Below are 11,852 nucleotides of genomic sequence, written 5' to 3'. Positions count from 1 at the left end.
GTTATCGAGAACTTCTTCGGTATCTTAAAGTCTGAATTTCTATACCTAAAAGAATTTGAGGACATCGAACACTTCAAGCAAGAACTTGAACAATATATTGATTACTACAATCACACACGTATAAAGACGAAACTAAAAGGCATGAGTCCGATACAATATCGAACTCATGCCTCGAAAGCTGTCTAATAAATACCGTGTCTAACTTAAGGGGGTCACTTCACTCGGGTATCTTTTTTGTTTTATCCATCGATATATAGTCCTTATTTCCGAATGGTTCAAATCGTTTCTTTTGATACAAATACCATGAATCAAACCTGCTTCTTCGACTGTTCGTATACTTTGTGCCAGGCAGGAAAAGCTTTTCTAAATTGAATAGGTCTAAAGGTGTCTTTGTCTACACAAATATGTGAGGTGGTTCCTGTGATAACTGTTTGTCCATCAGGCTTTTGAATTTCATAGCCATACACTGTTTTCACGCCATTATACTCTTCAATCCATGTATGAACTGTAGCGGATTCACCGTACAGCAGTGGTTTTTTATATTGAACCTGAAGATCTACAACAGGTGCAAGGACACCGTCTGCTTCTAGCTGTGCATAGGAAAATCCCAGCTCTTTAATCAACGCTGTTCTGCCAACCTCCATCCAGATTAAATAATTGGCATGATACACGATGCCCATTTGATCTGTTTCTGCATAACGGACTTCTATTTCTTTTTTGGATACATACACGTTTTCATCGCTCTCCTATCAAAACCTAAGGTCTCTGTCATTTTACCACATTCCAAACCTAAAAAGAGCCAATAAAATAAACCAGGAATCCCTGGTTTATTTGGTATATCCATTCTTTCTTGCCGCTTCTTCGTCCTTTATTTCAGAACGCATAACGTCAATACTCGTTCTGCGGTTTTCATTTTTTTGCTTGATCATCTGCTTTTCTTCTTCTGTTAAAAGAGCCATCGCTGCTTCTGATTCATCGATATTTTCTAGCGTGTTCTCAATCATATCTTGCAGCTTTTCAACATTATCAGAACGATCATCTGGATTGGATTGATATGATTTGTGGCTCATCATGCTTACCTCCTCTTATTCGCCCTTCGTCTGTATCACATCAGGCTGTTCATTTGATTTATTATGCATTTTCTTACCCTTATTCCGTTTGTATGCTACAGGTTTTGTCCCTAAATGGTCCGGTGTAAATTGCGCTTGTTTATCATGCTCTCTACCCATCATTCATCCCTCCCTCCTCTTTAGGATGAACGAAAACGGACAAATCATAACTTATTTCTGTCTAAAACGCTCTTCCAACTTTTCTTCAAGCTGGTTTAAAAATTCCTCATTACTTAATAATTCTTTTTTATTTTCAAGTACAAGCTCTTCGTATATACGGCGTTTCCTTCTTCTCAATTCAGTCACCTCCAATATGTTTATTACATTTTTTCCAAAAAATTTAGAAAATAAGCAAAAGAGCTGAATCATTATAGATCCAGCTCTTTTGCAATCTCTTTTTTTGTCAGCATTTGATGCTTCACAGACATGATTCGCCCTTTTTCATCTAAAATGTATGTAGTTGGATATGAAAGCACCTGATACCTCGCTTGAATGCCTTTTTGGTCCAATAACACAGGAAAACTCACCTTTAGTTCATCAATAAATGCTGCGACGTGATCCACACTCTTTTCAGTGGTGGTCAAATTTACCGCAAGTACTTCAACTTGATTATTCCCGCTTCTGATTGCATCTAAATCCGGCATTTCCGTTCGGCACGGCTTACACCATGTCGCCCAAAAATTGATGAGCACCTTTTTTCCTTGATAATCAGATAACGATACGGTCTTGCCATCAAGTGTTTTAAGTTCAAAATCAGGGGCTTGATCTCCTTTTTCAAGACCGATGGCAGGCTCATTTGGCCCGAATAAATTCCACGCAAGTAAACCAATCAACACAAGTAAAACAGCGCTTGCCATTACTTTTTTCCACATGATTGATCCTCCACTATTTTAAAAAAGAAGAGAAAGCTTTGAGGCGCCATCTCTTCTTCGCTTTATTAGTTGTTTGACAATTTTTCTCGCAGTACCATTTGAAGGATACCGCCATGACGATAGTAGTCAATTTCGACTTCACTATCAAAGCGAACAACCACTTCAAATGTTTTCTCATTGCCATCTGTATCAATTGCTTTTACAGTGACTAGATCACGCGGACGAACTGTTTCGTCAACAACCACTTCAAATGTTTCTGTTCCTGTGAGTCCATAAGTCTCAGCACTTTCCCCGTCTTTAAACTGCAAAGGAAGTACACCCATGAATACAAGGTTACTTCTGTGGATTCGCTCAAAGCTTTCAGCTAGAACAAATTTAATGCCAAGAAGGTTTGTTCCTTTTGCAGCCCAGTCACGTGAAGATCCCATTCCGTAGTCTTTACCTGCTAAAATGGCAAGACCCGTTCCATCCTCTTTATAACGCATGCATGCATCATAAATGGATGTGACTTCACCAGTTGGCCAATAAGTTGTATATCCGCCTTCTGTTCCTGGTGCAATCTGGTTCTTAATACGGATGTTTGCAAATGTACCTCTCATCATGACATGGTGGTTACCACGGCGAGATCCATATGAGTTAAAGTCTCTAGGCGACACGCCTCTTTCTTGCAAATATTTACCTGCAGGTGTGTCCTTACCAATTGCTCCAGCAGGAGAAATATGGTCAGTTGTGACTGAATCACCGAACTTCGCAACTATGCGCAGGCCTTTAAGTGGTTCAACTTTACCAGGTTCAACTGATAGGTTTTCAAAGAATGGCGGGTTCGCAATGTATGTTGAATCTTCATCCCATTTATACAATGCATCATCCGTCGTTTTAATTTCATTCCAGCGGTCATTGCTGTCAAAGACAGTTTCATACTCTGAACGGAATAACTCAGGTGTGACAGTGGTTTTAACGACACTGTTGATTTCGTCCATTGATGGCCAAATGTCATTGAAATAAACGTTTTCACCATTTTTATCAACACCGATAGGGTCTTTTGTTAAGTCAATATCAACTGTTCCAGCAAGTGCATACGCTACAACTAATGGTGGAGATGCAAGGTAGTTCCCTTTAACAAGAGGATGGATACGACCTTCAAAGTTACGGTTACCTGATAAAACTGAAGTAATCAGCAGATCATTTTCAGAGACAGCTTCTTCGATTTCTTTTGCAAGCGGTCCTGAGTTTCCGATACATGTTGTACAGCCATACCCGACAATGTTAAATCCAAGATCCCTTAGGTATGGAAGAAGTCCTGATTTCACAAGGTATCCTGTTACAACCTTAGAACCTGGCGCTAGTGACGTTTTCACATAGTTTGGTACCTTCATACCAAGCTCACTTGCTTTCTTTGCGACAAGACCTGCCCCGATCAAGACGTAAGGGTTAGATGTATTTGTACAGCTCGTAATCGCTGCAATCGCAATTGCACCTGTCTTCATGACAGCTTTTTCACCGTTCTGAAGATTAAATTCTATTTGTTTATCCCGCTCAGATTTATCTAAACCGAATCCTTGGTTCCCTGCTGGGCTTTCAAGGTGTTTATGGAACGTTTCTTTCATTTCAGAAAGTGAAATCAAATCTTGTGGACGTTTTGGACCAGACAAGTTTGACTCAATTTTAGAAAGATCAATTTCCACAACCTCAGTAAAAATTGGTTCCTCAGCATCTGGGGTATAGAATAAACCATTTGCGCGAGAATATTCTTCAACGATATTAATTTGTTCTTCATCACGGCCAGTTAGGCGAAGATATGCAAGAGCTTCCGCATCTACTGGGAAGAATCCGCAAGTAGCACCGTATTCAGGAGCCATATTGGCAATGGTTGCACGGTCAGCTAATGGCAGCTGTGCAACGCCTGGTCCGAAGAATTCAACGAACTTATTGACAACGCCTTTTTCACGTAATACCTGTGTGACTTTTAATGCCAGGTCAGTTGCAGTCGTTCCGTTTGGAAGCTCCCCAACTAACTTGGCACCAATGACTTCTGGCACTGGGAAGTAAGAAGGCTGACCAAGCATACCAGCTTCCGCTTCAATACCGCCAACTCCCCATCCAAGAACACCAATTCCATTAATCATTGTAGTATGAGAGTCAGTACCAACTAGCGTATCTGGGTAAGTGATGATCTCACCACCTTCTTCAATTGCATGAACAACACTTGCAAGATACTCTAAGTTCACTTGGTGAACAATCCCTGTCGCAGGCGGAACCGCTTGATAGTTGTTAAACGCTTTCTTGGCCCAGCTAAGAAAGTTATAACGCTCTGCGTTACGTTCAAACTCTAAATCCATGTTAATGTTTAGTGCGTCTTCAGTTCCAGCTTTGTCAACTTGAACAGAGTGGTCAATCACAAGGTCAACTGGAATTTCAGGATTGATTTTATCCGGATCTCCACCGACATCTGCCATTGCTTTTCTTAAAGAAGCAAGGTCAACGACGGCTGGTACACCCGTAAAGTCTTGTAAAATAACACGAGATGGTTTAAATGGAACATCAATCTCTTTAACCTCGGCAGTTCCCCATTTCGCCAAGTTCTCAACGTGTTCCTTTTTGATCACTCTACCGTCTACTTGACGAAGCACTGATTCTAACAGTACCTTAATAGAATAAGGCAATTTAGAAACATTTCCGATCCCTTGTTTTTCAAGTGCTTCTAGCGAATAATAGTGATATGTTTTTCCATTTGTCGAAAACGTTTTTCTAGATTGAAAAGCGTCTTGTTTAGCGACTTGCTGCTGTTTCGACATGTCCAAAATCCCCCTTTTGATGATCAAGATCAATTTCAATTCTCAGAAAAATCGTCGTGTTTCACCACAATTTTCTCACAATTTCATCTTAAAACAATTTCTTACATAAGTAAATAACAATGCTTTTATTAAATTCAATAAGTCTAGATTATCAATAGGAAATGATTCCTTTTCATAAACTAAGTGGTGCGGGATCATACTACAAATGAGGTGATAGAACATGACAAAACGAAAAGTAAATCATGTCATTAACGGCATGAACGCAGCCAAAAGCCAAGGAAAAGATGCAGGATATATAGAAAATGATCAGCACGTTTTAACTGAAGAACAAAGGCAAAACAATAAAAAGCGCAAAAATAACCAATAAGAAAGGAGCAAGACTCATGACGAATAAAAACACAGGGAAAGACATCCGTCAACACTCTCCTAAAGAGCATCATAGCGGGCAACCTGAGGCATTATCAGGCAGTAAGAAAGTGAAAAACCGCAACCACACAAGGCAGAAGCACAATTCACACCATGATATGTAAACATTCCCTACTCATCCCGTGTTCAAACGGGATGTTTTAGGCCTCACACATTTCAGTTTTCATCATATGATTTAATATGAGATGTAATGGAGGAGTGTTTATGGAGAATGAAAAGCAAGAATTCCTCTGATTTTCTTGAAATAGATGACCTGGCTCAATGTGTTAATGGATGATCCATTTGCATGGTATGAAGAACACCTCCCAATTGATCTTTATGAAACAAGCCGTGATTATATTATCGAAATGGATATATCCGGCTTGTCGATCACTGATTTAAAGCTGACCTTTGCTGGCTATGAACTCATCTTCGCATATACGGTCACTCAGCCAAATGATGGGGAACAGTCATTTGAAAAAAGTGTCATGCTCCCTTTTTATTTGAATGACAAAGACATTGACACAAATTACGAAAACCAAATGATCTCGATAAAAATAAAAAAACATTCTCATCGTCGAGACGGTGCATTTTCCTTTCAAATGCCCTCCTTCAAAGATTAAGAGCCTACCTTCACTCGGTGGGCTCTCTTCCGTTCGTTTCAAGTCAATACCTTTTGCGAACCACCATGGCCAAATAGTAGAATCGCTATACGATAATGTATTCTTTTCCTACTAAATGGTTTGGGTCATTCTAGTAAATGGGTGGCTATCAATGAAAAAGATGCACTTATAGAGCAAATATACATACATTTTTGTTATTTTCTTCTATCATCTCTTCATGTAAAATAGGATAGAGAAATAAGGGGTAAGGAGTGAGAACATGTTAAGCGGCTGGTTTTTGTTGTTCATTTTATTTTGGGGTACTGTAATGATCGGATTACTAGCGATCGGTGGCTTTTTTATGTTTCGCAAATTTTTAAAACGATTGCCAAAAGAAGATGGGAAATCAGAGCTTGATTGGCAGGATGAATATATTCAAAAGAGCCTTCACCTTTGGCGGGACGAGGACAAGCAGCTTTTAAACGAGCTAGTATTACCTGTTCCAGAGCTCTTTAGAGATGTCGCCAAAGAAAAAATTGCCGGTAAAATTGGAGAGCTGGCATTAAAAGAGCAGGCTGCCAGCATTAATTTGGATTTAATCATTCGCGGGTATATTATCGCTACCCCGAAACGAGATCATAAGTTTTTACTCAAGCGTCTGCAAGAAAAAAACATCGATCACACGCCATACGAATCGTTATTAAAATAACCTCCTTTTTAAAAAAGGAGGTTTAATTCATGTGAACCTGCTGCGGGTCTAATTGCTTAGACAACTTTCTAAACGACAAATACATAGCGACCCGCCAAGGCACGATCATACCAAAGGCTAGGATCCAAAACATCCCGCTTAACGCGCCATAATCAATGGAAGAACTCAGTATAGTCTTCATTCCAATACGAAGGACAAGAAGCCCAATGAGAATAAACACAAATGCTTTTGACCGCTTTAAGTAAATTTCATTGCCTCTAATTTCAAATTTCGATGTTTTAATCAAAAAAATCGAGAAAAACATCCCTACTGTGATCGCCTCAAGAAATTCAGCTCCAGTTACCTGAAACATTGGAACAAAAAACATCAGTGCACCAGTGCTCATGAAAATTGGAGGTAAAATAATTTTTTTCGCAGTTGCAGGTTTTGCAGATGATTTAATGCGAATAAACATGACGGCTACCGCCATACATACCGCAACTATAGAAGAGATTACGATCATCATATCAAATCATTCCTTTATTATTTAAGGTCAGCCTATGTATAATATACTCCAATTGGCGAAAAAAAACCATTCGCCGCGACTGTAGAAAACGATTTTAAAAGCCTGTAAATCCACCAAATAATGATGAGAACATAATGATAATCCATGTAAGAAGATCAAAGAACAGCAAAATCCCTACCACAATCATAATGGTCCCGCCAATTCTCATGATGAGCTGCTGACGATTTCTAATCCACGCCATTTTTGTGATGAAAAAGGAAAGAACAAAAAACGGAATAGCAAAACCTAATACATACGCAATCATATACGTCACAGCGGACTCGGGGTTGTTACCCGCAAGTGTGATAACTGCGGATAAAATCGGGCCGGTACAAGGAGTCCATCCAGCAGCAAAGCCCATTCCGATGAGAATCGATCCAAAAAAACCAGCAGGACGATTTTTGAACTGCATCCTCTTTTCTCCCATCAGAAAAGAAGGCTGAAATATACCAAGAATCATAAAACCAAAAAAAATAATGAGAATGGCGCCAATTTGACGAATCGCTTGATGATATTCAATAAAAAACAAACCAACGAACGATGTCCCAAAGCCAATCGCAATAAATATAATAGAGAACCCAACTAAAAAGAATAATGTATGAAGCAGACTTCTTCTTCTCAGCATCACCTTCTCAGATTTCACTTCATCTATACTAACGCCTGTAATATAAGATAAAAAGGCTGGATAAAGCGGCAGACAGCACGGTGAGATAAAAGAAAGAAATCCTGCTCCAAAAGCTAAAAAGTAATTCAAATCTGACAAAAGAACACCCCCTTCTTACAATATACAATAAGAGATGACAAAATCATTTCATTTTTTTTACATCCTCTCAATAAAGATGGTCTATTCTCTTAAAACCTTATATAATTTAATTTGACATCAAGATAACGAATCCTTTAAATTTGAAAATAAACCTTAAAATGGATATAATAGAACCGATTCTTTTTATCAAGATTTGCATGAAAGGAACATGACTTTGGTAAAAACATCATTATTAACTCAAATCGAAGAAAAAAGAGAAGAGCTGATGAAAATTGTCTTGCATAATGGGATGACTTCAACAGTGACTATCGAACATAGCCAGCAGCTAGATCATCTCCTCTTACAATATCAACGACACTTACACTCAAACTCAGCCAACTAATCATAGCTCATGATATAAACCAGGCCACATGATTTTTAAAAAGTTGATATGTGTGACAATAAACGAAACAAAAACCTCTGATCACAGGAATTTTTTTGTTTTTTGTCTTTCAGATGATGCTTGACGCAATAATAAAAACCACCTTCCCTGCTTCATTCATGCAAGTACAGTGGTTTTAAGCGTCTGATGAAGGTGACTTCAATAAAGAAAAGACATAGCTTGTCCATTCTTTATGACCATGTTCCATCTATGATCATAATATCGTACGTATTATTTCGCTTGGTTGTTCATGGCTTTCATCATTTGATTGATTTTCTTTTGGGACGGTTTCATGCCCATTTGCATCATCATCATTCGAAGCATTTGTTCATTAATTGGTGGATTCTTTTTCAAGTAGCTCATCATATACTTACGAGCAATAAAGAATCCGAGTGCAACTCCTGCAAGCAGTGCAACAACGCCTACAAGGATGACAACCCATAAATCCATAATTCTTCCTCCTTCATGTTGTCTCGTATAAAGTGTACTAAACAAAAGGCTATTATACAACATTTCACGTTCAATTTTATTTTTTTAAACAAAATTCCTCACTTTTACCGGATTGATCCACCCGTACTTTTTTGATCCAAAGTCCATGGCCAGGAAACAAGGACTAATTTTTCTCAGCACTTCAAAAAACACCGCTTCCGCCTCATAACTACCTGTGGCAGACATTTGAATATAACGGTCTTTGATAATGAATGCAGCAGTTCCTTTTCCACCTGGTAACGAAGCGCTGTAAATCGAGCCTATTTGTGTATAGTGAATATTGGTTAAATTGTTCATTAAACGCTGGTGCATATGAAAAGCAGGAATTCGCTTCGTTACGTAATCCACTTGCTTAACAAGCATGACTAACTCGTCATCACTGCGGTTCGTCCAGTGTAACGATTCAAACAAATGAAACAAAATAGATTCTCTACCAAAATAATGATGAGCAAATTCATCCTCAATCCAATAAATATAATAATGGCGTTCCAGTTCCATGTCTATCCCTTCCTTTCACATTTCGTCAAACTCGTTTATTGCTTGTATTATACAAAAATGTGAAAGAAAGAATTGTCTATATATGAAGCAAGAAGAAACTAGTTTTGTCAAAAAAACAAGAAAAAAAGAAAAAGGTTTGCAGAGCGTATGGAAATGCTCTGCAAACCGATTGCAAAAAAGCATGATGCTTAGAGATCGAATTATTTATTAAGCTTCGCTTTCACACGGCTAACCACGTTGCTGACAGTAAATCCGTATTTCTCTATGATGGTTTCACCTGGTGCAGAAGCACCAAATTTATCAATCGCAATCACGTCACCGTCAAGACCAGTGTATCGCTCCCAGCCAAGTGATGCACCCATTTCAATCGCAATACGTGCTCTCACTGCTTTAGGAAGGACTGACTCTTTGTATTCGTCTGATTGCTCTTCGAAGCGATCCCATGCAGGAAGACTCACAACAGAGACGCGGATGCCTTCTTTTTCAAGTGCCTTTTGCGCTTCAATCGCTAATCCTACTTCAGATCCTGAAGCGAGTAAAAGTGCTTCTGGCTTTGCATCAGCTGCTTCAACGACTACGTATCCACCCTTTTCTACTCCCTCATATGCCTTATCTGGTGCTTGGTCAATCGTTGGAAGGTTTTGACGAGTGAGTACTAGCACTGTCGGTTTATCTGTTGACGATACAGCAAGCTTCCACGCTGCAGCTGTTTCGTTTCCATCTGCTGGACGAATGACAGAAAGGTTAGGCATCGCACGTAATGAAGCAAGATGTTCAACCGGCTCATGCGTTGGCCCATCTTCTCCCACCGCAATACTATCATGAGTAAAGACATAAGTGACTGGAAGTCCCATTAATGCTGCAAGACGAATAGCAGGTCTTAGGTAATCTGAGAAAACAAAGAACGTTCCGCCGAATACACGGAGACCGCCGTGAAGTGCCATACCGTTTAATGCAGCACCCATTGCGAATTCTCTAACACCAAACCAAATGTTTTTGCCAGCATAATTCTCTCTGCCAAAGTCATCTGTATGCTTAATCGTTGTTTTATTTGATCCAGCAAGGTCAGCAGACCCACCAATAAAGAAAGGGACTTGCTTGGCAATGCCATTTAATACTTCTCCAGAAGAAGCGCGAGAGGCAAGGCTTGATCCTGCTTCATAAACCGGAACCTCTTGATCCCAATTCTCTGGAAGGTTTCCTTCAATCGCAATCTTCAGCTGAGCTGCTAGCTCTGGATATTCTTTTTCATATTGCTCAAACAGCTCATTCCACGCTGCTTCTTTTTTCTGACCAGCGTCTTTTACTGCTGTTTTGAAATGATCGTACACTTCAGAAGGTACATGGAAATCCTCTTCAAACGTCCAAGAATAGGCTTCCTTCGTCAGCTTTGCTTCCTCGCTGCCAAGCGGTGCACCATGCACACCAGACGTTCCAGCACGGTTTGGCGATCCAAAACCGATGGTCGTTTTCACTTCGATGAGTGTAGGTTTGTCCGTGCTTTTTTTGGCTTTTTCAATCGCAGCAGTCACTTCTTCGATGTTGTTGCCGTCTTTTACGTAAAGAACTTCCCAATTCATGGCTTCAAAACGATTTTTCACATTTTCAGAGAATGAATGATCTAGATCGCCATCTAAAGAAATGTCGTTTGAATCATAAAGAACAATTAAACGGCCTAAGCCTAAATGACCAGCAAGTGACGCAGCTTCAGAGGAAATTCCCTCCATTAAGTCTCCATCTCCGCAAATGCTGTATGTATAGTGATCCACAACGTTAAAGTTGTCTTTATTATATGTTTCTGCAAGATATCTTTCTGCAAGTGCCATTCCTACAGCCATGGCAATCCCTTGTCCTAATGGACCTGTTGTGGCATCTACACCTTCTGTATGTCCAAATTCTGGGTGTCCAGGTGTTTTGCTTCCCCATTGGCGGAATTGTTTTAGATCTTCGATGCTAAGGTTGTATCCGCTTAAATGAAGCATGCTGTATAAAAGCATAGAACCATGTCCCGCTGATAAAACAAAACGGTCTCTGTTAAACCAATTTGGGTTTTGCGGACTTACGTTTAAGTGATTCGTCCATAAAGCATAAGCCATTGGTGCAGCACCCATTGGCATTCCAGGGTGACCGGAATTCGCTTTTTCAATTGCATCTATGGAGAGAGTTCGTATTGTTGCTATAGATTTCAATTCAATCGTTTCCATATAAATCCCCTTCCGTATCTTGTGTACACCATTATCATAAATCTACTGTCCTTTTTTCACAACTATTTCACGCTGAAAAAGAAGGATTTTGTCTCATTTAGTTTATCGATCACCAAAAAACTTATGCAAATATGAAAAGAGATGAGAATATTCTTCCCATCTTTTCAAAAATTAAGAAATCATGACCTTAATGAAGATTCTGGTCTCTTTTTAATTTTTCTGGTGTGACATCGTTTCCTTCAGGATCGACGATTTTCACGGTTTTGAGTGTATTTTTCATAGAAGAACGAAAAGCTTTTAAATATTCTTCTCTTAAATGCTTCTGTTCTGTTTTTTCTGCGTCCGATAAACCGTTCTCTTTTGACTTTTTTGAAAGCTCATTTATTCTTGCAAGCTGTTCTTTAGAAATCATGACAAACTCCTTTAAAACATTTTCTCTAC

The 11,852-nt window shown here is 39.3% G+C and carries 18 protein-coding genes; 6 read left to right on the top strand and 12 right to left on the bottom strand.

From position 1 onward, the window contains the following. The coding region (locus WAX46_RS11655) for an IS3 family transposase (RefSeq protein ID WP_336493384.1) at nucleotides 1-186 on the top strand (186 nt) is incomplete at its 5' end. 122 nt (nucleotides 187-308) lie between these two features. Here WAX46_RS11655 and WAX46_RS11650 read toward each other — a convergent pair. The 6 genes from WAX46_RS11650 to acnA form a co-directional block, all read right to left on the bottom strand. Further along, nucleotides 309-731: an acyl-CoA thioesterase gene (locus WAX46_RS11650; RefSeq protein WP_336494063.1), complete on the bottom strand. Its 423-nt coding sequence runs from the start codon at nucleotides 729-731 to the stop codon at nucleotides 309-311. 96 nt (nucleotides 732-827) lie between these two features. Further along, nucleotides 828-1,070: a small acid-soluble spore protein Tlp gene (gene tlp / locus WAX46_RS11645; RefSeq protein ID WP_226567881.1), complete on the bottom strand. Its 243-nt coding sequence runs from the start codon at nucleotides 1,068-1,070 to the stop codon at nucleotides 828-830. Between the two features lie 15 nt (nucleotides 1,071-1,085). Next, nucleotides 1,086-1,229: an acid-soluble spore protein N gene (locus WAX46_RS11640; RefSeq protein ID WP_008357830.1), complete on the bottom strand. Its 144-nt coding sequence runs from the start codon at nucleotides 1,227-1,229 to the stop codon at nucleotides 1,086-1,088. A 51-nt stretch (nucleotides 1,230-1,280) separates the two neighbouring features. After that, nucleotides 1,281-1,406, bottom strand: coding sequence for an FbpB family small basic protein (locus WAX46_RS11635; RefSeq protein WP_376776427.1), 126 nt, complete (start codon nucleotides 1,404-1,406; stop codon nucleotides 1,281-1,283). Nucleotides 1,407-1,477: 71 nt separating this feature from the next. Beyond that, entirely contained in the window at nucleotides 1,478-1,981 is a 504-nt protein-coding gene (locus WAX46_RS11630; protein WP_226567882.1) for a TlpA disulfide reductase family protein, read from the bottom strand. 65 nt (nucleotides 1,982-2,046) lie between these two features. Further along, nucleotides 2,047-4,776, bottom strand: coding sequence for an aconitate hydratase AcnA (acnA, locus tag WAX46_RS11625; protein ID WP_336494061.1), 2,730 nt, complete (start codon nucleotides 4,774-4,776; stop codon nucleotides 2,047-2,049). A gap of 220 nt (nucleotides 4,777-4,996) precedes the next feature. Here acnA and sspO point away from each other — a divergent pair, with 220 nt between their 5' ends. The 4 genes from sspO (at nucleotide 4,997) to WAX46_RS11605 (ending at nucleotide 6,492) form a co-directional block, all read left to right on the top strand. Beyond that, complete coding sequence (sspO, locus tag WAX46_RS11620; RefSeq protein WP_336494060.1) at nucleotides 4,997-5,143, top strand: small acid-soluble spore protein O; 147 nt, start codon at nucleotides 4,997-4,999, stop codon at nucleotides 5,141-5,143. 16 nt (nucleotides 5,144-5,159) lie between these two features. Then, complete coding sequence (locus tag WAX46_RS11615) at nucleotides 5,160-5,306, top strand: small acid-soluble spore protein P (RefSeq protein ID WP_226567885.1); 147 nt, start codon at nucleotides 5,160-5,162, stop codon at nucleotides 5,304-5,306. Between the two features lie 165 nt (nucleotides 5,307-5,471). Next, on the top strand, nucleotides 5,472-5,804 hold the full coding sequence (locus WAX46_RS11610; RefSeq protein WP_442895668.1) for an Hsp20/alpha crystallin family protein: 333 nt from the start codon (nucleotides 5,472-5,474) through the stop codon (nucleotides 5,802-5,804). A gap of 259 nt (nucleotides 5,805-6,063) precedes the next feature. After that, nucleotides 6,064-6,492 carry a DUF2621 domain-containing protein gene (locus tag WAX46_RS11605; protein WP_226567887.1) on the top strand — a complete coding sequence of 143 codons (429 nt, stop codon included), beginning with the start codon at nucleotides 6,064-6,066 and terminating at the stop codon, nucleotides 6,490-6,492. 22 nt (nucleotides 6,493-6,514) lie between these two features. Here WAX46_RS11605 and WAX46_RS11600 read toward each other — a convergent pair whose 3' ends face one another. Together WAX46_RS11600 and WAX46_RS11595 are read right to left on the bottom strand one after the other, a co-directional pair. Continuing rightward, nucleotides 6,515-6,997 (bottom strand): CcdC family protein, encoded by a 483-nt coding sequence (locus WAX46_RS11600; RefSeq protein ID WP_226569074.1) that lies wholly within the window; start codon nucleotides 6,995-6,997, stop codon nucleotides 6,515-6,517. Nucleotides 6,998-7,091: 94 nt separating this feature from the next. Continuing rightward, nucleotides 7,092-7,799: a cytochrome c biogenesis protein CcdA gene (locus WAX46_RS11595; protein WP_226569076.1), complete on the bottom strand. Its 708-nt coding sequence runs from the start codon at nucleotides 7,797-7,799 to the stop codon at nucleotides 7,092-7,094. Nucleotides 7,800-8,007: 208 nt separating this feature from the next. Between WAX46_RS11595 and WAX46_RS11590 the strand changes: the two genes are divergently transcribed. Further along, nucleotides 8,008-8,181 (top strand): aspartyl-phosphate phosphatase Spo0E family protein, encoded by a 174-nt coding sequence (locus tag WAX46_RS11590; RefSeq protein ID WP_376776454.1) that lies wholly within the window; start codon nucleotides 8,008-8,010, stop codon nucleotides 8,179-8,181. A gap of 270 nt (nucleotides 8,182-8,451) precedes the next feature. Here the strand turns inward: WAX46_RS11590 and WAX46_RS11585 are convergent, their stop codons facing one another. The 4 genes from WAX46_RS11585 to WAX46_RS11570 all read right to left on the bottom strand — a co-directional run bounded on the left by WAX46_RS11585 (nucleotide 8,452) and on the right by WAX46_RS11570 (nucleotide 11,823). Further along, nucleotides 8,452-8,670, bottom strand: a complete 219-nt coding sequence (locus WAX46_RS11585; RefSeq protein ID WP_003212379.1) for a YneF family protein — start codon at nucleotides 8,668-8,670, stop codon at nucleotides 8,452-8,454. Nucleotides 8,671-8,754: 84 nt separating this feature from the next. Continuing rightward, complete coding sequence (gene sirA / locus WAX46_RS11580) at nucleotides 8,755-9,201, bottom strand: sporulation inhibitor of replication protein SirA (RefSeq protein WP_226569131.1); 447 nt, start codon at nucleotides 9,199-9,201, stop codon at nucleotides 8,755-8,757. Nucleotides 9,202-9,407: 206 nt separating this feature from the next. Further along, nucleotides 9,408-11,411 carry a transketolase gene (gene tkt / locus WAX46_RS11575; protein ID WP_336494051.1) on the bottom strand — a complete coding sequence of 668 codons (2,004 nt, stop codon included), beginning with the start codon at nucleotides 11,409-11,411 and terminating at the stop codon, nucleotides 9,408-9,410. Nucleotides 11,412-11,598: 187 nt separating this feature from the next. Next, the gene (locus WAX46_RS11570; RefSeq protein ID WP_226569083.1) at nucleotides 11,599-11,823 is read right to left on the bottom strand and encodes a DUF896 domain-containing protein; all 225 of its coding nucleotides are present in this window, start codon (nucleotides 11,821-11,823) and stop codon (nucleotides 11,599-11,601) included. Nucleotides 11,824-11,852: the final 29 nt, after the last annotated feature.

The organism is Bacillus sp. FJAT-53060, from assembly GCF_037104745.1.
Classification (GTDB): Bacteria; Bacillota; Bacilli; order Bacillales; family Bacillaceae; genus Bacillus; species Bacillus stratosphericus_B.
The sequence above is the reverse complement of the archived record's forward strand: the minus strand, read 5'-3'. Positions and strand labels throughout refer to the sequence as shown.